This window comes from Marinobacter persicus (assembly GCF_002934325.1).
GTDB classification, from domain to species: Bacteria; Pseudomonadota; Gammaproteobacteria; order Pseudomonadales; family Oleiphilaceae; genus Marinobacter; species Marinobacter persicus_A.
In genome coordinates this window covers 160,597-179,584 of record NZ_PTIV01000003.1, presented here as the reverse complement: position 1 = coordinate 179,584, position 18,988 = coordinate 160,597, and the positions used below count along the sequence as shown (strand labels likewise).

The 18,988-nt window shown below is 59.2% G+C and carries 23 protein-coding genes; 16 read left to right on the top strand and 7 right to left on the bottom strand.

What is annotated here, in order from left to right:
* Positions 1-31 precede the first annotated feature (31 nt).
* Both BY454_RS03110 and BY454_RS03105 read left to right on the top strand, forming a co-directional pair.
* On the top strand, positions 32-931 hold the full coding sequence (locus tag BY454_RS03110) for a diacylglycerol/lipid kinase family protein (RefSeq protein WP_104415171.1): 900 nt from the start codon (positions 32-34) through the stop codon (positions 929-931).
* Between the two features lie 140 nt (positions 932-1,071).
* Positions 1,072-1,296 carry a hypothetical protein gene (locus BY454_RS03105; protein WP_104415170.1) on the top strand — a complete coding sequence of 75 codons (225 nt, stop codon included), beginning with the start codon at positions 1,072-1,074 and terminating at the stop codon, positions 1,294-1,296.
* Positions 1,297-1,310: 14 nt separating this feature from the next.
* Here the strand turns inward: BY454_RS03105 and BY454_RS03100 are convergent, their stop codons facing one another.
* The 3 genes from BY454_RS03100 to BY454_RS03090 are packed head-to-tail and all read right to left on the bottom strand — an operon-like array spanning position 1,311 to position 4,429.
* Complete coding sequence (locus BY454_RS03100; protein WP_104415169.1) at positions 1,311-2,102, bottom strand: M48 family metallopeptidase; 792 nt, start codon at positions 2,100-2,102, stop codon at positions 1,311-1,313.
* Positions 2,103-2,120: 18 nt separating this feature from the next.
* Positions 2,121-2,816 carry a response regulator gene (locus BY454_RS03095; RefSeq protein ID WP_104415168.1) on the bottom strand — a complete coding sequence of 232 codons (696 nt, stop codon included), beginning with the start codon at positions 2,814-2,816 and terminating at the stop codon, positions 2,121-2,123.
* The gene (locus BY454_RS03090; RefSeq protein WP_445626100.1) at positions 2,813-4,429 is read right to left on the bottom strand and encodes an ATP-binding protein; all 1,617 of its coding nucleotides are present in this window, start codon (positions 4,427-4,429) and stop codon (positions 2,813-2,815) included. The genes BY454_RS03095 and BY454_RS03090 overlap by 4 nt, the downstream gene beginning before the upstream one ends.
* A 197-nt stretch (positions 4,430-4,626) precedes the next feature.
* Between BY454_RS03090 and BY454_RS03085 the strand changes: the two genes are divergently transcribed.
* From BY454_RS03085 to BY454_RS03075, 3 genes are read left to right on the top strand one after another with little or no spacing between them, the layout of a single operon-like run.
* Positions 4,627-5,604: a Bug family tripartite tricarboxylate transporter substrate binding protein gene (locus tag BY454_RS03085; RefSeq protein WP_104415166.1), complete on the top strand. Its 978-nt coding sequence runs from the start codon at positions 4,627-4,629 to the stop codon at positions 5,602-5,604.
* On the top strand, positions 5,601-6,047 hold the full coding sequence (locus BY454_RS03080; RefSeq protein WP_104415165.1) for a tripartite tricarboxylate transporter TctB family protein: 447 nt from the start codon (positions 5,601-5,603) through the stop codon (positions 6,045-6,047). Before BY454_RS03085 ends, BY454_RS03080 begins: the two co-directional genes overlap by 4 nt.
* On the top strand, positions 6,047-7,573 hold the full coding sequence (locus BY454_RS03075; protein ID WP_104415164.1) for a tripartite tricarboxylate transporter permease: 1,527 nt from the start codon (positions 6,047-6,049) through the stop codon (positions 7,571-7,573). Before BY454_RS03080 ends, BY454_RS03075 begins: the two co-directional genes overlap by 1 nt.
* Before the next feature lie 78 nt (positions 7,574-7,651).
* Here BY454_RS03075 and BY454_RS03070 read toward each other — a convergent pair whose 3' ends face one another.
* Both BY454_RS03070 and BY454_RS03065 read right to left on the bottom strand, forming a co-directional pair.
* Complete coding sequence (locus BY454_RS03070; RefSeq protein WP_104415163.1) at positions 7,652-8,272, bottom strand: LysE family translocator; 621 nt, start codon at positions 8,270-8,272, stop codon at positions 7,652-7,654.
* 16 nt (positions 8,273-8,288) lie between these two features.
* A complete protein-coding gene (locus BY454_RS03065; protein ID WP_104415162.1) occupies positions 8,289-8,579 on the bottom strand; it encodes a SelT/SelW/SelH family protein in 291 nt (96 codons plus the stop codon).
* A gap of 62 nt (positions 8,580-8,641) precedes the next feature.
* Here BY454_RS03065 and BY454_RS03060 point away from each other — a divergent pair, with 62 nt between their 5' ends.
* Positions 8,642-9,418 carry a TSUP family transporter gene (locus BY454_RS03060; RefSeq protein ID WP_104415205.1) on the top strand — a complete coding sequence of 259 codons (777 nt, stop codon included), beginning with the start codon at positions 8,642-8,644 and terminating at the stop codon, positions 9,416-9,418.
* A gap of 116 nt (positions 9,419-9,534) precedes the next feature.
* Positions 9,535-10,194 carry a protein-L-isoaspartate(D-aspartate) O-methyltransferase gene (locus BY454_RS03055; protein ID WP_104415161.1) on the top strand — a complete coding sequence of 220 codons (660 nt, stop codon included), beginning with the start codon at positions 9,535-9,537 and terminating at the stop codon, positions 10,192-10,194.
* A gap of 6 nt (positions 10,195-10,200) precedes the next feature.
* Here BY454_RS03055 and BY454_RS03050 read toward each other — a convergent pair whose 3' ends face one another.
* Positions 10,201-10,395 (bottom strand): hypothetical protein, encoded by a 195-nt coding sequence (locus tag BY454_RS03050; protein WP_104415160.1) that lies wholly within the window; start codon positions 10,393-10,395, stop codon positions 10,201-10,203.
* Positions 10,396-10,792: 397 nt separating this feature from the next.
* Between BY454_RS03050 and BY454_RS03045 the strand changes: the two genes are divergently transcribed.
* Both BY454_RS03045 and BY454_RS03040 read left to right on the top strand, forming a co-directional pair.
* A complete protein-coding gene (locus BY454_RS03045; protein WP_104415159.1) occupies positions 10,793-11,692 on the top strand; it encodes a LysR family transcriptional regulator in 900 nt (299 codons plus the stop codon).
* Between the two features lie 92 nt (positions 11,693-11,784).
* The gene (locus BY454_RS03040) at positions 11,785-12,969 is read left to right on the top strand and encodes a M24 family metallopeptidase (RefSeq protein ID WP_104415158.1); all 1,185 of its coding nucleotides are present in this window, start codon (positions 11,785-11,787) and stop codon (positions 12,967-12,969) included.
* Between the two features lie 30 nt (positions 12,970-12,999).
* On the opposite strand, the gene BY454_RS03035 is transcribed toward BY454_RS03040, so the two are convergent.
* A complete protein-coding gene (locus BY454_RS03035) occupies positions 13,000-13,278 on the bottom strand; it encodes a peptidylprolyl isomerase (RefSeq protein WP_104415157.1) in 279 nt (92 codons plus the stop codon).
* Between the two features lie 166 nt (positions 13,279-13,444).
* Here BY454_RS03035 and BY454_RS03030 point away from each other — a divergent pair, with 166 nt between their 5' ends.
* From BY454_RS03030 to BY454_RS03000, 7 genes are all read left to right on the top strand, one after another.
* The gene (locus BY454_RS03030) at positions 13,445-14,014 is read left to right on the top strand and encodes a DUF1415 domain-containing protein (protein ID WP_104415156.1); all 570 of its coding nucleotides are present in this window, start codon (positions 13,445-13,447) and stop codon (positions 14,012-14,014) included.
* 62 nt (positions 14,015-14,076) lie between these two features.
* The gene (locus tag BY454_RS03025; RefSeq protein ID WP_104415155.1) at positions 14,077-14,808 is read left to right on the top strand and encodes a spermidine synthase; all 732 of its coding nucleotides are present in this window, start codon (positions 14,077-14,079) and stop codon (positions 14,806-14,808) included.
* 14 nt (positions 14,809-14,822) lie between these two features.
* Entirely contained in the window at positions 14,823-15,725 is a 903-nt protein-coding gene (locus BY454_RS03020; RefSeq protein ID WP_104415154.1) for an NAD-dependent protein deacetylase, read from the top strand.
* Between the two features lie 48 nt (positions 15,726-15,773).
* The gene (locus tag BY454_RS03015) at positions 15,774-16,523 is read left to right on the top strand and encodes an AzlC family ABC transporter permease (RefSeq protein ID WP_104415153.1); all 750 of its coding nucleotides are present in this window, start codon (positions 15,774-15,776) and stop codon (positions 16,521-16,523) included.
* Positions 16,513-16,824, top strand: coding sequence for an AzlD family protein (locus BY454_RS03010; RefSeq protein WP_104415152.1), 312 nt, complete (start codon positions 16,513-16,515; stop codon positions 16,822-16,824). Before BY454_RS03015 ends, BY454_RS03010 begins: the two co-directional genes overlap by 11 nt.
* Before the next feature lie 108 nt (positions 16,825-16,932).
* The gene (locus BY454_RS03005) at positions 16,933-17,481 is read left to right on the top strand and encodes a nicotinamidase (protein ID WP_104415151.1); all 549 of its coding nucleotides are present in this window, start codon (positions 16,933-16,935) and stop codon (positions 17,479-17,481) included.
* A 23-nt stretch (positions 17,482-17,504) separates the two neighbouring features.
* Complete coding sequence (locus BY454_RS03000; protein WP_104415204.1) at positions 17,505-18,845, top strand: nicotinate phosphoribosyltransferase; 1,341 nt, start codon at positions 17,505-17,507, stop codon at positions 18,843-18,845.
* Positions 18,846-18,988: the final 143 nt, after the last annotated feature.

Sequence of the window (18,988 nt, the reverse complement as noted above, 5' to 3'; positions counted from 1 at the left end):
ATGGCCCTGCAATGAGCGGAGGGGAGGCGTTTTGACCTACTGGCTGGTATCCAATCCCAACGCGGGAGATAAGCGGTGCGACCGTGAATTCTGGCTCGATCATCTGGCCAAAGCCGGTATCCGGAACCCAAGGTGCTGCAGTTTTGAAGACACCTCCTGGGTGGAGGAGCTGGAGGCGGGCGATGTTCTGATGGTTGCCGGTGGCGACGGCTCGGCCAACCTTGGTGCCCGCCTGTGCCTGAAAACGGGGGCCACTCTGGCGATTCTGCCCTCCGGAACCGCCAACGATTTTGCCCGTAACCTGGACCTCCCCGAGTCGCCAGAAATGCTGTGTCAGCTGATTGCTGAGGGAGCCAGGCTGAGGGTGGATGTGGCCGATTTTGGTAAGGGGATCTTTCTTAACGTAGCCCACGTGGGCATAGGTACGCTGCCGGCACGGGAAGCCAGGAGATCTGAAAAACGGCTGTTTGGACGTTTCAGCTATGGAGTGAATCTGCTGCGGCGCGTGAATGCCCGGCGGGGCTTCCGGGCCAGGATTCACTGTGACAAGGGTGTTATAACCGGGCGCTGGCTTTCTGTGGCGGTAGCCAATGGCGGTTTTTTTGGCGGGGGGAACGAGATTCCGGAGACGTCGGTAAACAATGGCTGTCTGAGCGTGGTTGCCGTCAAACCGCGCCCTCTGATCCAGCTTCTGGCCACCTTTGTCCTGGTCCAGTTGGGGCGACAGTCCCCTCGGAGGAGCAGTACATTCATGCACCTGAAAGCCCGACGCTGCGTCATTGAAACGGGCAAGCCAAAAACCGTGACGGCCGATGGCGAACTTATTGGCAAGACGCCCCTGGAGGTAGCCAGCCGGCCGGCCAGCCTGATGGTTATCGGGCGCAGAATTGTCGCTACTGGTTCCCGGAATTCCGCAGCGCATACGTCCTGAATTTGCGGGGTCGTCGGTGGTTTCACGTAGGCTTCGGCGGTTTGAACAATGTAGGAATGCGCTACACTGGCTGGTTAGCCGTTGTGCAAAAGGCAGCAGGTGCTGTCCCTTCACTTATCGACCGAATTAGGAGACACCTTATGGAAGATCCAAAAACGGTTGTGAAACAAGAGCCTCGCAAGAGCCTGGTCATCCTGTTCCTGTCGGCCGTGTACAGCATCATCATCGGCGCTGTAGTCTTGATCGGCCTCGGCAGTGGCAATTCGCAAATGGCCGAAGGTGCCGGTTGGGTGATGATCGCCTGCGGTTTGGCCAGTCTTGTGTACTACATTCTGGCTCGTAAACAAGAGCCACCATTGAAGTAGATGACTCGCCGAGATCAGGGTTGGCACTGCGGTGGGGGAGCCCTCTCGGAGAGGGGGCGGGCCTTTTCAAGCTGTCTGCGAAGGGCAGCGATACGGCTATCGTGGCTAGGGTGGGTGGACAGGAATTCGAGCGGTTGCGCGCCAGAGGCGTCCGCCATATTCTGCCACAGGCGCACGCTCTCCCCAGGCTCGAATCCGGCCCGTGTCATGATCTTCAGGCCCATCAGGTCTGCTTCCTCTTCGTGGGCCCGGCTGAAGGGTAGGGTGAGGCCCAGTTGGGCGCCGATGCCCAGGGCTTGCTGAATCTGATCCTCGGCAATCTCGCTCTCTGTAAACAGACCCACCAGTAGCATCCCTGCCTGCACGCCCAGTTGCTGTGTCAGTCGTTCGTTGCCGTGGTTCGCCAGTACGTGGGCGATTTCGTGGCCAATAACCGTGGCCAGTTGCGAAGTATTTTCGGTAACGCGCAGTAACCCGGTGTGAACTCCGATTTTCCCGCCTGGCAGGGCAAACGCGTTAGCGTTGGCATTGTCGAACACTGCAACGTCCCAGGATTGTGGCATGGGAGCTTGTGGGTATTCGGTTTGGGCGGCTGCGACCAGTTCCCTGGTGATGCATTGCACCAGTTGGTTGACTTCGGGGCGGGTAACCACGGTGTTTTGTTGTTTTATCTGCTCAAAGCTCTCCTGCCCCATATCCGCCATCATGGCATTGGGTACCAGGGCCAGCCGGTTGCGCCCGGTGGGTGATTCCTGGCATCCCGTCAGGAATGCCAGGGTCAGAACAGTTATCAGGAGTGACTTCACGATCAGGCTCCAGAATTTTCAGGCATTGGTCTGTACGGCACAGTAGCGCCTTTCGGGGCGGCCAACACTCCCGTAAGCAACTTCCGCGAACAGCTCACCGGCGCCAACCAGATATTCGAGGTAGCGGCGAGCCGTGGTTCGTGAGGCACCGATAGCCGCCCCGACTTCTTCTGCGCTCAGTTTGCGCCCGTCCGCCATGACTTCCCGGATTGTGTCGAGGGTTAGTGCGTCTATGCCCTTGGGCAGGCGTTCGTCGGCATTGCGGGCGTTCTCGCCGGGCGCGCGCGGGAGTAGCGCATCGACTTCCTTCTGAGCCACCTGGTGCAGGGTGTCCAGTCTCTCCATGTGGGCCTGGTAACCCTGAATGGCCTCTTGCAGACGTTCGTACACCAGCGGTTTAAGGATATAGTCGAATACCCCGCCACGTAGCGCACTGCGCAGGGTCTCCACTTCCTTGGCGGCGGTAATAAGGATAACGTCACTATGGCTGTCCGTGGCCCTAAGCTCTCGCAACAGGTTAAGGCCATTGCCATCCGGAAAGTAGACATCCAGAAGAATGAGGTCCGGATCCATTACCTCGATCTGCTCGCGGGCGTCGGCGAGGGTGTGGGCGATGCCACACAGATCCACCTGCTCCATGCGTTCCAGGAATCGGCGCTGGATCTCTGCGATTTTGCGATCATCCTCGACGATCAGTGTACGGATACAGGTCAAAGCTGGCCTCCCTTCTTGGGTGCCTTTGGTAAGTATAGGGTAAACCGACTTCCCCCCTCAGGCACGTTCTCGACGGTAACGGAGCCGCCCCAATGCCGGAGGAACTGGCGCACCAGGTGTAACCCGTAGCCCCGGGCTTCACCTTCCTTGGTGCTGACCCCCTTTTTGAAAATCCGTTGTCGCTCCTTTTCCGGAATGCCCGGTCCCTGGTCCTGCACTTCAAAAATCAGCTCCTCGCCCAGGTCCGTCATGGACAGCTGTACCCGGCCTCCGGCGCCCGTGTGTAGCCGTGTAGCCTCTAATGCATTATCGATCAGGTTGCCCACTACGCCCACCAGTTGTTCCCGGGGCAGCATTTCCGGCAGATCCCGCATCTGGCTGTCCGGGTCGATCTCCAGGCTCAGCCCCATTTCCCGGGCCCGGTTGTACTTGCCCAGCAGGCAGCCGGCAATGACCGGGTCCGGCACCGCTTCCAGCAGCAGGTGCAGCAGGGTCTGGTGGTCACTGACTTCGCTGCCAATGAGTGCTAATGCTTCCTGGTTGGCGCCGATCTGGATGAGTCCGGCGATGGTGTGCAGCTTGTTGGAGTATTCGTGGGTCTGGCTGCGTAGGGTATCGGCGTATTGCTGGATCCGCGTCAGTTGTCGGCTCACCTGGTCCAGTTCGTCCCGCAGGCGAAAACTGGCAACCACGCCGATGATGGTATCGCCCCGGCGCACGGGCAGGCGGTTGACGATCATTTGGCGTCCCCGCAGCCAGATCTCCTGGTCAAAGTCCGGCTCGCCGGAGGTCAGTGCCGAGATCAGACCGTTTTCGGGAAGAATCTCGGAAATCGGCCGGCCTGTCACGGGCTGGTCAGATGGGAGATCAAGCGTTTCGTAGGCGGCGCGATTGACCGTGGTGATAACACCGTCTCGATTGACTGCGATGATGCCTTCGCGCACCGATTGCAGGGTAGCGTCTCGTTCCTGGAACAGCCGGGCGATTTCCTCCGGTTCCAGACCGAAGATGGCGCGCTTGAAACGCCCGGCAATGACGATGGCAGCGATAACGCTGACCAGAAGCATCAATCCAACCACGCCATAGAGCACAAAGTTGTACCGGCGAATGGTGGCCTCCACTTGCTCGAGGCTGTAGCCGACGGAAACAATGCCAATGATCTCGCCGGTACCTGGCACCACGATTGGCGCCTTGCCACGCATGGATTCCCCCAGGCTGCCTTCGGCCCGGGCAACGTAGGCGTTACCTTCCACCAGGGCTTTGCGCCCGTAGTCACCATCGTCGTCGCCCATGGAAAAGCCGATGCGGGCTGGGTCAGGGTGGGCCAGGCGGATGGCCTGGTGGTCGCCAATGACGATGAACAGGGCGTCGTTGGTCTCTGCCAGGCGCCCGGCCAGGCGGTTGAGGGCGGGAATGTCCCGATTACGCACGCCGTTGATGACTGCTGGCGTTGCCGCCACGGTCTGGGCCACTTTCATGGCGCGCTGGCCGATTTCGTCGTAGAGCGATTCGCTGAGGTAGTAGCCGGCAAAACCGCCAATCAGGACGGTCTGCAAGGCACCGAGTAGCCCCAGTGTGACGATCATTCGGGTTTTGAGTCTGGTTCTTCGCAAAACGGCTCTGGCTGTAGGGTTCGGTCGTTATCTTTATGGAAACAGGGTACTTTATTGGGCGTCGTCATGCCCGTGAACTTTATGAACAGAATGCAGTAAACATCCTTTAAACGCATTACGCCCACAAGCTTCTGCGTCTCGGCTTTTACCTATTAATCTCGCCTTGATCACAACAACAAGTGAATGAGGTGACAACGATGCTATTCAAACGAACCCTGTCTTTTGTGGCGGCGGCCGCCGTCTCCATGTCGGCCATGGCCTGGCAGCCGGAAGGTAAAGTGGAATGCCTGGCACCAGCCGATCCCGGCGGCGGCTGGGACTTCACCTGCCGCAGTGTTGGTAACGTGATGCAGGAGCTCGGCCTGGTGGATGGTACCGTGCAGACCGTCAACATGGCTGGTGCCGGCGGTGGCGTGGCCTACGCGCACACCGTGAGCAAACGTGCCGATGACAACAAACTGTTGGTAGCGGCGTCCACCGCGACCACGACCCGTCTGGCCCAGAAGCAGTTCCCGGGCATGAACGCGGATATGGTGACCTGGGTCGGCGCACTGGGTGCGGATTACGGCATTATTGCTGTCGGCAAGGACTCCGAATATCAGGACCTGAACGACTTGATGGAAGCTGTAAAGGCTAATCCAAAGTCCGTTAAATTTGCCGGCGGCAGTGCCCGTGGCGGGTGGGATCACCTGAAGGTACTGATAACCGCCAAGGCCGCAGGCGCCAGTAAGCTGCCTTCGATTCCCTACCTGTCGTACAACAATGGCGGTGAAGCCATGACCCAAGTGGTGGGCGGCCAGGTGGACGCGTTCACCGGTGATATCTCCGAAGCCACCGGCTTTATGGAATCCGGTGATCTGCGTGTACTGGCCGTGCTGGCGGAAGAGCGCCTGCCTGGCAAGTTCAAGGATCTTCCAACAGCCCGGGAGCAGGGCATTGATTCGGTAGGTCCGAACTGGCGAGGTTTTTATATGCCCAAGGGTGCGGATGAAGCCGCGAAAGAGTACTGGGTGGACGCCATCAACACTCTGTACGCCAGTGAAGAATGGAAAAAGGTCATGAAAAGCAACGGCTTGATTCCATTCCATCCGCCTGCCAACGAATTCGACGAGTTCGTTCGCAAGCAGGTCCAGGACATCGAAAACCTGTCTCGTGAAATCGGGTTGCTGAAATGACAGGGCTCGGTGATCGCATCCTCGGCCTGGGCCTTCTGGTCCTCGCCGTTGCCTACGGTTGGGTCGCGCAGCAGTGGCCCGAACCGTTTGGTGGCGCTGAGGGCGTGGGGCCTGAAACCTTCCCGACCATTCTTGCCGTGGTGCTGGTGGCCGGCAGTATCTATCTGATGATCAAGCCGGATCCGGATGCCGAGTGGCCCCTGGGGAAACCTGCTCTGGAGCTGGTGGTTTCGGTAGTGGTGTTGCTGGTATATGCGCTGTTATTGGAGCCGCTGGGTTTCATCATCGCAACCACACTGGCGGTGGGCACGCTGAGCTGGCGCATGGGGGCTACGCCCACACGGGCTTTTGTCAGCGGGTTGCTGAGCGCCGTCCTGGTTTTTGTGCTGTTTAACTACGGGCTGTCCCTGAGTCTGCCTGCCGGCCTGCTGGAGGTGAACTGATGGAAACCCTTGGCTTTCTGATGGAGGGATTCGCCGTTGCGCTGACCCCTTATAACCTGATGTTCGCCCTGTTCGGGGCGTTCGTGGGCACGCTGATCGGCTGCCTGCCCGGTCTTGGGCCTGCCAATGGCGTGGCTATTTTGATTCCTCTGGCGTTCACCCTGGGGCTGCCGCCGGAAACGGCCATGATCCTGCTGACATCCGTGTATGCGGGGGCGATGTACGGTGGTCGGATTTCCTCAATCCTGCTCAACATCCCGGGCGATGAACCGGCGATGATGACGTGCCTGGATGGCTATCCCATGGCCAGGAAAGGCCGTGCCGCCGATGCCCTGGCTATCTCGGCCATTGCCTCGTTCTCGGGTGGGCTGATCGGCACCATTGGCCTGATCCTGCTGGCACCTGTGCTGGCGAAGTTCGCGCTGACCTTCGGCCCGGCGGAGTATTTCGCCCTGTTCCTGCTGGCCTTTGCCACCCTTGGCGGCATTACCGGCAAGAACCCGATGAAAACGGTCATCGCCGCCACTCTGGGCATCATGATCTCCACCGTGGGTATTGATATCTCCACCGGCACCCAGCGCTACACTTTTGGTATGTTGGAGCTGTACGAGGGGATTGATTTCATCCTGGCCATTGTCGGCCTGTTTGCCATCTCGGAGCTGCTGTTCTTTGTGGAGGCCCGCATGGGTCGTGGTCGTGACCAGATGAATGTGGGCAAACTCACTCTAAGCTTCAGGGAGCTGATTAGCACCATTCCCACACAGCTGCGGGGCGGTGTCCTTGGCTTTATCGCAGGTGTGCTGCCTGGCGCCGGTGCCTCTTTGGGGAGCTTTATCAGCTACACTCTGGAAAAGCAGGCGGTTGGCCGAAAAGGTACTTTCGGTGAAGGCGATATCCGGGGTGTGGCCGCGCCCGAAGCCGGCAATAACGGTGCTTCCTCTGGCGCGCTGGTGCCCATGCTGACACTGGGCGTGCCGGGCAGTGGCACCACCGCCGTACTGCTGGCTATGCTGATTTCCCTGAACATCACGCCCGGACCTCTGATGTTCACCCAGAATGCCGACATTGTCTGGGGCGTGATCGCGGCGCTGCTGATTGGCAACGTGCTGCTGCTGGTACTCAACATCCCCCTGGTGGGACTGTTCGTGAAGCTGCTGTCCGTGCCGCCGATGTACCTGCTGCCCATCGTCACCATGGTGGCCTTCGTGGGCATCTACTCCATCAGTCACAGTACGTTTGATCTGTACTTCATGGTGGCCTTCGGTATTGCCGGCTATTTCCTGCGCAAGCTGGAAATCCCGCTGGTGCCGATCATTCTCGGTCTGTTGCTGGGGCCGGAAATGGAAAAGAACCTCGGGCACGCCCTGGTGCTGTCCGACGGTGACTGGAGCATCCTCTGGGGTAGCCCGCTGGCCATTGGCCTCTGGGTGGTGGCTGGGCTCGGTCTGGTGCTGCCATACCTGGTGGGGCCGCTTCTGCGTCGGCGGATGAACGCCGCCATGAAGGAGTCGCCGGTCAGTGATTAACTGGAAATGGCGGGGCTCTCGACCGAGAGCCCTTGTCGGTCCTTGCGCTGGGTCTCCCCCAGCGCCTTTTTCTGCTTCCTACCTTCCGTTCACGATTCCCACCACCAGTCGGCCAGCCAGGCCTACCAGCACCGCCCCAAAGATCCTTTCGAACCACACCGCGCGCTGTTTCAATGCCTCCAGCCAGCGAGGATTGGAGAACAGCCAGGCCACCATCAGGTACCAGCCGGTGTCGATGGCAAGAGCCGTGGCTGCGTAGCCGAATTTGGCCAGCAGGCTGGTGTCGGTACCCACCACCTGACTGAACAGGGCCAGGAAAAACACGGCAATCTTCGGGTTCAGGAAGGCGATCAGAAAACCGTCCCGCGCCGCACTCTTGGTGGTGGGCGCCGGCGGCATTTCTTCATTGTTGTTCGCTTTTGACATCAGGCCCTTCACGCCCAGCCAGGCCAGATATCCGGCGCCGCCCCACTGCAGGATCGCAAATGCCGTGGGTGAGGCCGTGATGACGGCCGCCAGGCCCAGGATGCTTAGAAACGCGTAGATCCCGACACCCAGGCCGTGAGACAGCGCCGTGATCACGCCGTTGCGCCGACCACCGGCCATGGTCTGTTTCATCACCAGTGCCAGTGATGGGCCCGGCGACATGGCGCCAAGAACACAGATGGTCACGATGGTCAGCCAGGTGGCATATGTCATGGGGAATCCTTACGAGTTACTTGGTGTTGGTGCTTTGTGTATCAGAATGGCCCAGGGAACGTTCGGGATCGATTTCGTCCCGCACCCGCTGTTTCAGTTCCTTGATCTCCGGAAACCCGCCATCCTCCTTGCGCGACCAGATGCGGTTGCCATTCACGTAGATCTCGAAAATGCCACCGGTGCCGGGGTGCAGACTCAGCTCGTCAATATCGCCCTCAAAGGTGGTCAGCAGTTCCTGCGCCATCCACGCCGAGCGCAGAAGCCAGCGACAACCGGTGCAGTAATGAATGTCGATCTTCGTGGGCATGTCGGTCCGGACCTCCCTCGTTGTGGTATCGTGTGCGGCTTTTGCAGAAGACGTTATATGCCATGGCCGATCTTTCCGCTGCCCAGTATATCCTCATTGCGCTGATTTTTGTGTGGAGTGGCTTTGTCCGTTCCGGTCTGGGCTTTGGTGGCGCGGTGCTGTCACTGCCGTTCCTGTTGCTGGTGCTGGATGAGCCGCTGGTCTTCTTGCCCATTATTGCGGTGCACCTGCTGATTTTCTCGTCAATAACGGTCTGGATGAACAACCGGAAGAAGCCCCGGGCCGGGCAGGAGCCCTCAGAGGGAACCGTCGACTGGCGTTATATCGGGCGGCTGATGACCATTCTGATCGTACCCAAGATGATTGGTGTTATCGGTTTGTTCACGCTTCCGAGCAATGTGCTCAGCGCCATCATTTTTGTGATTGTGGCGCTGTACTCGGTGTCCTATATCATCAACCGACCGTTTCGCAGTGGCAGCAAGGCCATTGATGTCCTCTTCCTGATGCTCGGCGGCTACATCAGTGGCACCTCGCTGATCGGCGCGCCGCTGATCATTGCCGTGGCAGCCCAGCACCTGCCAAAAGAAAAGCTGCGGGATTCCCTGTTCGTGCTCTGGTTTATTCTTGTGCTGATCAAGCTGGGGGCGTTCATCTGGGTGGGCGTGGACCTGCAGCTGATTCACCATCTGTGGTTGTTGCCAGCGGCTGCGGTCGGGCATGTGATCGGCCTGCGGGTGCACGAGCGCATGCTAAGGGCCGAAACCGCACTGTTTTTCCGCGTTTTGGGCTCGGTTCTGTTGGTGGTCAGTGGCATCGGACTGGTCACCAGTTTTACGTAGAGTGCGGTCAAAAAATAGACAGATTGGCCAAATGCTGCCATCGTAAAAGATAAGAATTCTCTTAATCAGAGGCTTCCTGAGCATTCGATGACGATTTGTAACCGCGGAGGTCGACGATGCGGGAACAAACACGAGACTACCAGGCACTGCGGGAATTGATGGTCCAGGATCAGCTGGTTTCCCGTGGCATAACCGACCCCCGGGTGCTGCAGGCCATGGGGCGCGTTCCCCGGGAGCTGTTTGTGCCGGAACATCTGCGCGTTGAAGCCTACGAGGATCATCCGCTGCCCATCGGTCGTGGGCAGACCATCTCCCAACCCTATATCGTGGCGCTCATGGCTGAAGCCCTGCAACTGAAGGGCCGTGAGCGGGTATTGGATATTGGTACCGGCTCTGGTTACGCTGCAGCGGTACTGGCGTCCATGGCGCTGGAAGTGTTTTCCATGGAGAAAATCCCCGAAGTGGCCAGCCAGGCCGAGAAGAACCTGCAACAGGCCGGGTTTTCACAGGTCCGCGTGAAGACAGGCGACGGTTCCCAGGGCTGGCCGGAGGCCGCACCCTTTGATGGCATCTGCGTGGCCGCAGGGGCACCTGCCGTGCCGGATTCGCTCAAGGAACAGCTGAGTGTCGGAGGCCGTCTGGTGATTCCAGTGGGTCTGGAGCAGGGGCTTCAACGGCTGCTGCTGATAACCCGGCGTTCCGATCAGGAGTTTGACCGCAGGGAAATAGGGGATGTTAGGTTCGTACCCCTCCTGGGACAGGAGGGGTGGAGCTGAGCGGGCTTAGTGCCCGCCCTGTACCTGTGGCAGGTCCTGCGCCACATTTGCCGCTTTCCGGTTGAAAATTCTCACCTTACGACTGATAAACTGCACCGCCTGCTTTGCTGCAGCACGGGTATACTGGCGCCTGACCTCAGCACTATTGTGGAGGAGAGTGGACGGCAGCGGGTTTACGGTTGCGATATGCTTCTGAGTCATAGCGCCTTCCTCCTTCATCTGGTGGATTGTGAGGAGCCTCTGATTAACTCTGAATCGCCTCTGCGAGCTCTGAGGGCTTCAGATGCAAGGCGCAGTTCGTAGCCAATGGCCGTAGCCCTTGGCAAGAGCTGCAACACCGCAGGTGAAGCCCTCAGAGCTCGCCCTGCGGGGCCTGCAGAGCAGTTCACACTCCGCGTTGCGACTTTTTGAAAGGCAGCCAGCCTTACTGCAAAGTCGCGCCTTGATTGTGAACCGCTCTGTAGGCCAGAGGTGATCCGGAGTTATTCAGAGGCTCCTCGTTAGTGATCTACCTTTAATTTACCGACTATTCTAAGGATTCTTTTTTGCAGCTTGAATACGTTAAAATCCGTACCCTCGTTGCAAATATGCAGTAGCTATGGACTGGGATTATCTTCGATATATACGAGCGCTGGCAATAGGCGGAACCCTCGCCAAAGCCGGAGAATTACTGGGTGTGCACCAGACCACGGTGTTGCGGCGACTGGATCAGATGGAAGAGTCGCTGGGTGTGCAATTTTTTGAACGCAACCAGAACGGTTTGCAGCTTACTCCGGTGGGTGAAATGGCCTTCCGGGAGGCTGAAAGGCTGGCCACCGACATGGAAAACCTGGAGCGCAAGCTGGTCGGGCAGGACGGCGCTCCGGTGGGCAAGGTTCGCCTCGCCGCCGAAGACGCCATGCTCAACGGTCTGCTTAGCCCGATTCTGGCCGAGTTGGTGCGCGAGTATCCGCACATTGAGTTGGAGGTGCTCACCGACAACGACGTGGCAAACCTCAGCCACCGGGAAGCGGATCTGACCCTGCGACCGGAAAACAAACCGCAGGCGACCCTGGAAGGAGAGCGCATTGCCGCCATTGAGTCGGCGGTGTACGGCTCGGCGCAATACTGCCGGCGTAACCGGAAACCGGATGTGGCGAACCGCCCGCAGGACTACACCTGGATCGTGCCGGATGAAACCTTCAGTCATTTGGCGACAGGACGCTGGTACCGAAAGCATCTGAAAAACGCGTCGTCCTTCATCCGCTGCAACAGCCTGCAGTCCATGTATGCCTTGGCCCGGGATGGGGCGGGGCTGGCCGTGCTGCCCTGTTACCTGGGTGAAGCCGAACGGAGCCTGCGACGCCTGTCGGACCCGCTGGAAGGTGAAAACGTGGACCTGTGGCTGCACGTGAACCAGGACACCCAGCAAATGGCGCGGGTCCGCATCGTGATGGAGTTCCTTGTGGGCAGGCTCCAGTCGCTGGAATCGGACATCGAGATCAGCAACGGCGGCTGACGGTCCCCCGCCACTGGCCAAATTTGTACAAACGGGGTTTTCGGTCCAGTCTCTTTGAGAAGTGTCGTAAGGTACTTTTCTGGAGACTTGCCATGGATTTTAACGCCTACCGAAAAGCCCTCTCACCTCGCTTCCGGGGTGCGGAATGCCCGTTCCCGGAAGCCGAGTACCACCAGCGGCTGAAGCAGCTGCGTGAGTGCATGGAAACAGAGGATCTGGGAGCGGTGCTTATCACCGACCCCTCCGACATCTTCTACCTCACCGGTTACGGCACCTTCGAGGTGTCTGTGCATGTGGCGCTGGTTGTTACCCACGACGACTTGCTGCTGCAGGTACCCTCCATCGAGATGGGACCAGCGTTGACCACCACCCGGGTTGAGAACATCAGCGGCTATCGCTGGGAGAGCGTGGAGGAAGTGCTCGAACCGCTGGTGGAGGCTTTGAGCGACGGCATCAAAAAGGTTGCGGTGGACGCCTGGCATGGTTCCCTGCGCACCGGCGTGCTGGATGGTTTGCGGACCCGGTTGCCTTCAGTCCGGTTTGTGCCGGGCAACGGCCTGCTCAAGCAGATTCGGGTGGTGAAATCACCGGCTGAACTGGAGTATTTGCGAAAAAGTGCCCGCATAACGGCAAAGGGTCTGGCGGTAGCCCGCGAGGTGGTGGAGCCGGGTATGACCGATAACGACGTGGCTGCCGTGGGAGCGCGGGCACTGATCGAGGCGGGCAGTGAATTCATGAGCATGCAGCCGATCGTGACCACCGGTGTGCGTAGCAGCTTCATTCACTGCAACCACCGGCGCACCCGGATTGAAAAGGGCGACCCGGTGTTTCTGGAATTCGGCTCGGCCTGGTATCGCTATACCGCCCCAATGATGCAGACCGTGGTTGCAGGCGGGCAGCCCAGTGACGACATGCGCCAGGTCCACGACGGCTGCCGGCGGATTGTCGATGCCCTGTTGGCGACGGTTGGCCCCGGCGTCACTTTCGACCAGGCCGCTGCGGCGGCGGAAGGGGCTTTGGAGCCACTGGCTGATCGGGTGTTCTTCTCGGGCGTTTTTGGTTACACCGTGGGCGCCCAGTTCCCGCCGTCCTGGGTGGAAGGGTCCGGGTTTATCGCCCGGGGCAGTCAGACCGAGTTTCGGGAAAACATGGTGTTCCATCTCCCGATTTGCCTGCGGGTACCGGGGCAATGGGGAATCGGGTGCAGTGAAACGATTGTGGTAACAGAGAAGGGAGCGGAGCCGATTACCCGGAATCCCTGGGCAATCGGCGCCTGAATAGCAACTGACTAACGGGCAATCCCGTGATCAGTCGCGAGAAGTCACTTCCAGCAGGTGGTAGCCAAACTGGGTCTTGACCGGGCCAACCACGGTTTTCAGATCGCTGTTGAACACGGCCTGGTCAAATTCCGGTACCATCTGGCCGCGACCAAAGGAACCCAGATCACCGCCGCGCATGCCGGACGGGCAGGAAGAATGCTCCCGGGCCACCTCGGCGAAGTCCTTGCCGCTTTCAATGGCCAGCTTCAGCTCGACGCATTTGTTTTCGCTATCAACAAGAATGTGACGTGCACTTGCGAGTGTCATAATTGTTGTCCTTTGTTTGGATCACGTAGGAAAAGAGAGCAGAATCGTGCTCCCGTCAACGGGTAGAAGCAATACTATTTTGGTCTAGTGGATGCCCCAGAGTGAATTGGTGATTTTAAATGGCCGCTTATGCTATTGAGATACCTATAAATCAGGAATAAAACGAGTGAAAAAAGCTGAGATTATCAGTGCCACCCGAAAATGGGTTGAAGACGTTGTCGTAGGCTACAACCTGTGCCCATTTGCCAAACGGGAACTGGTTCGTGACCGGGTGCGATTCGTGGTTTCGGAGGCCGAAACCGAAGACGAGCTGTTGCAGGCGGTGCACGCGGAATTGCAGAGGCTGGAGGATGACCCCGGCATTGAAACCACCTTGCTGGTGCACCCCAACGTGTTGCAGGATTTCCCGGCCTATAACGAATTCCTGGATGCGACCGACGGCTTGTTGGCGTATATGAATCTGGAAGGCATTTACCAGATCGCCAGCTTCCACCCCGACTACCAGTTCGAGGGCACCGAGCCGGAGGCGGCGGAGAATTACACCAATCGCTCGCCTTACCCGATGTTTCACCTGATCAGGGAAGCCAGCCTGGAGGCGGCCATTAATAATTATCAGGATGTCGACGGGATTCCGCAGCGGAACATTGAGTTGATGGAGGAGTTGGGTGTGGAGAAGATGAAGGCCATTCTCGATTCGTGCTTCAATGCCGTTAGCTCTGAGAGACCAGGGGAGTAGTTGGCTCCGGAATCCCAAGCCCCCAGTCTTATCTAAAACAAGTCAGTAAACGCGAGCCTCTAATGGGACGACTCTTCGAACAAATCGACAGCCAACCTTCCGTCATCGGTGAGATCACCCTGCGCCGCCGCAAAATCCCGGCCCTGGGTGACCGGGACATCTTCGAGGTAAAACTGGGCGAGGAATTCCTCATGTCCAGTATGTTCGTGGACGCCGAAATCGCCCTCTCCGACATCGGCCTGGGAGCCACCGAAGGCGACAACCTGAGTGTCGTGGTTGGCGGTTTGGGCCTCGGCTACACCGCCGTGGCGGCCCTGAAACACCTGCGCGTGGCCGAACTGCTGGTGGTGGAATATCTGGAGCCGGTGATTGGCTGGCACCAGCGTGAATTCGTGCCCCTGGGCAAGGATCTTAACGCCGATGCCCGAAGCCGCTACATTCATGGCAGCTTCTTCGACATGGCCGTCGCCGACCCGGCCAGCGGCGGCTTTGATCCCGAGGCGCCTGGAAAAGCCTTCGACACCATCCTGCTCGACATCGACCACTCGCCCCGGGCCTTGCTGCATGATTCCAGTGCCAGCTTCTATACGGCTGAGAACCTGACCCTGATGGCCCGCCAGCTCAAACCTCGCGGGGTGTTTGCCATGTGGTCCAATGAAGGGGAAGATGAAAATTTCATGGCAGAACTGAATAAGGTATTCATCGATGTGGACTGTCACGTCGTATCCTTTTTCAACCCGTTCCAGAACCGGGAATCGTTCAACACCGTCTATGTGGCCCGCAAACCGGGCTGAGCGCCGGAGCCCCTATGCCTGAAGCCCATCAACGCAGCCGCCCGTTCAGTGTCAGGGATCGCCTGCCCGAGGCTGTGCAGCCATCCGTGTTGCACGAGCCGGAAGAAGCAGGCGGATTGCTGGCGGAATTCATCGCCCGACATCCCCGGCTGATGATCCTCACCGGGGCCGGTGTCAGCACCGATTCCGGCATTCCCGATTACCGGGACGGCGAGGGCGCCTGGAAGCGCAAGCAACCGGTCCAGCACCAGGACTTCATGGAAAGCTTCACCACCCGCCAGCGCTACTGGGGGCGCAGCCTGATCGGCTGGCCAGTGATGCGCACCGCCACCCCCAATCCCGCGCACCATCATATCGCCGAACTGGAGTTGTTGGACCACAGCCGTCTGGTGGTGACCCAGAACGTGGATCGCCTGCACCAGAAGGCCGGCACCCATGGGGTGACCGACCTGCACGGCCGGGCGGACGAAGTGGTGTGCATGAGCTGCGGTTACCGCTGCCCCCGGGATGCCGTCCACGAGCGCTGTGCCCAGTTGAATCCCGGATTCGAGCAATACACTGCGGAGACTGCACCGGATGGTGACGCGGACCTGGACGTGGATTTCTCGGACTTCCGGCCTGCCAATTGCCCGAAATGCGGCGGCATATTGAAGCCTGATGTGGTGTTCTTTGGCGACTTCGTTCCGAAAGAGCGCGTCTATTCGGCGCTCGATACCCTGAAGCACAGTGATGGCCTGCTGGTAATTGGTTCCTCGCTGATGGTGTATTCGGGGTTCCGCTTCTGCCGTTACGCCAGAGAGTGGGATAAGCCCATCGCCACGCTGAACCTCGGCCGGACCCGGGCCGATGATCTGGTCACGTTAAAGCTCAATGCCCGCATTGGAGAAACCCTGGAAGCCTCGCTCGGCCTGCTGTAAGGGTTTTTACCTATTCGTATTTAATGGCGCGAGGCATAGCTTTGTTCGATGCCATTAGCCAACTACCCATATCAATTTCAGCCCCGCAAGGTGCGCTCGGAGTTCTTCCGTCTGCTCCCCATCTCGTTTTTTGTGGTGGCGTTCGGTGCTGCCTTTGGCCTGGCGGCCGTCCAGGTCGGTCTGTCCCCCTTCGAATCCCTGATTATGAGTTCCGTGGTGTTTGCCGGGGCCTCCCAGTTTGCGGCACTGGATATGTGGGGTACCCAGGTCTCGGTGCTGCCATTGCTGGCCGTGGTGTTTGCCATCAACTCCCGCCATCTGCTGATGGGCGCCTCGCTCTATCCCATGCTCAAGGATGTCTCGCCCGGTAAGCGGTATGCTCTGCTGCTGTTGCTGACGGATGCCAACTGGGCGGTCGCGGCCCAGGAATACCAGAGTGGGCGGCGAAATCTGGAAGTGATTGTTGGTGGTGGTCTGGTGCTCTGGCTGGCGTGGATTATTGGCACTGCGCTGGGTGTCTATTTCGGCGGCCTGCTGCAAAACCCCAAGGCCTTGGGGCTGGATATGGTTCTGGGCTGTTTCCTGCTGGCAATGGCATTGGGCGGCAAGAAATCGCCCCGGGTACTGGTCGCCTGGCTGGTGGCGGGTTTCGCCTCACTGGCGGCCTGGAAGTGGTTGCCGTCCAACATGCACGTGGTGGTGGGTGCCCTTGCCGGTGGCGCGGTCGGCTTCTTCTGGCTGGATAAGACAGGCAAGAGTGCGGTGAACAGAGAAGGGGAGGCGGATCATGGCGATTGAGACCACCCCGGCAGGCATTTTCGGGCTGATTGCACTCATGGCCCTGGTCACCCTGGTCACCCGCTTTGGCGGCGTCTTCCTGATGTCGTTTGTGCCCATCAGTCCTCGTATTGAGAGTTTCATCAACACCATGGCCAGTTCGGTGCTGATCGCTATCATTGTGCCCATGGCGGTGGGCGGGGACTTGGGCGCCCTGGCGGCACTGTTGGCCACTGCGGTCACCATGCTGGCTCTGAGAAAACCATTGCCGGCCATCAGCGCAGGCCTGGTGGCAGCGGCCAGTGTTCGTTACCTGGGCTGATCCCAAGGGGCATGAGCCCCGCCACGACGGGCGTCCGTTTGTGTGTTAACGGCTCGTCTTCTAGTCTGAGTAGTACAGTCATTCAACTTAATCGTGCGGAGGTGCTTTATGGCGACTCCGGATCGTGCGTTGTTACTGGTGGATATCCAGAATGATTTCTGCGAGGGCGGTAGCCTCGAAGTGCCCGAGGCCAGTGACATCATGCCCGTGGTCAATGAACTGATTCTGGACGCAAGCCACCACGGCGAAAGAATCATTGCCAGTCGTGACTGGCATACCGTTGATCACGTCAGCTTCGAGGACCGTGACGGGCCTTGGCCGCCCCATTGTGTCCAGGATACCCATGGCGCTGAGTTCCATCCCGAGATGAATCTTCCCGACAGTGCCGTGCGGGTGAGCAAGGGCACCGCCTTTGATCAGGACGCCTATTCCGCCTTTGATGGCACCGACCTTGATAGTTTCCTGAAACGGCAATCCATAAGCCGGCTCCGGGTGGTCGGTCTGGCGCTGGACGTCTGTGTGCGAGCGTCAGTTCTGGATGCCCTGAAGTTGGGCTTCGAGGTGGAATTGGTTCAGGACGGTACCCGGGCGGTGGATGCCTCCAGTGCGGATGAGGTATTTGAGGAACTCAAGTCCGCCGGCGCGACCATAACCTGAGTTTTACCGTAGGAGGTGCCTTGGTGATCCGTGAAGAAGATCTCTCGTTGGTGATTGATCTCTACGAGCTGGCCATGGTCCAGGCCTACTGGTCTGAGGGTATGACCGAGACGGCCACATTCAGCCTGTTTTTCCGGGAATTGCCCGAACACCGAAATTTCATGCTTGCCTGTGGCCAGCAGCGTGTGGCCGAAGTGATTGAGAACCTGCGGTTCACATCAGAGCAGATTGAACAGTTGGAGCAGCTGAATCGCTTTCGTCCCGACTTCCTCGAGTGGCTGCAGGATTTCAGGTTCACCGGCAGTATCCGGGCGATGCCGGAAGGCACGCCGGTGTATCCCCAGGAGCCGCTGCTGGAGGTGGATGCACCCATAGCCGAGGCGCAGATGCTCGAAAGCCTGGTCATGAATTACGTACACCTGGAAACGGTGCTGGCCTCCAAGGCCGTCAGGGTCAAACTGGCGGCCGGCGACCGCCCGGTAATCGATTTTGGCATGCGCCGCATGCATGGCCTGGATGCGGCCCATCGCGGTGTGCGCGCCTACCGCCTGGCCGGGCTTTCCGGCACCAGCAACATTCGGGCGGGGCTGGATGCCGGCTTGGGTGTCAGTGGCACCATGGCTCACAGTTTTGTCCAGGCGTACCCGGATGAAATGGACGCCTTCAAGGTTTACGCCCGGCTGTATCCCGGCACCACCCTGCTGGTGGATACCTACGATACCCTGCGGGCCGTCCGGCGGATTGTCGACTGGTTGCAGGAGGAGCCCGAGGTGGAGATTGGCGCCATCCGGCTGGATTCCGGCGACTTGGCCGGTCAGGCCATCGAGTGCCGCCATATACTGGATGAAGCCGGGTTCCATGACATCAAGATTCTCGCCAGTGGCGGCCTGGACGAATACCGCATTGCCGCGTTACGTGAACAGAATGTGCCCATTGACGGCTACGGTGTGGGGACGGCGATTGGTGCGGCCAGCGACGCGCCCTCGCTGGAGCTGGCCTATAAACTGACGGTGTATGCCGGTGAGCCACGGATGAAAAACTCGTCGGGAAAAACCTCCTGGCCCGGCGCCAAGCAGGTCTTCCGGGAAAGCGACTCCGATGGCAACCATGTTGGCGATGTCATTGCTGGCATTGATGAAGAATTCCCCGGCACTCCCTTGCTTCGGCCCCTGATGCAACAGGGGCGCCTGTTGGCGGGTGCCATCGGCTCCATGGAAGATCAGGAAGACTGGGCCTGGGAGCAGATTCTGGCCCTGCCCGAACTGCAGAGGACCCTGGACCAGGCGCCAGATTATTCCGTGACCATCAGCGAACACCTGAAAAAACTACAGGCGGATACCCTGGCTAGTGTCCCGTCTGGTTAATTCGTTGATCTACTGCGTAGCTCTGGGATTCCTGGCCAAGGCGCCAGCGTGCAGGTGTGGTGGTTCCACAGCAAGCGCTGGCAACACCGGCCAGGAATCCCAGAGCTACGCCCTTCGGGAGCCGCTGAGAGCGTTGATAGCCG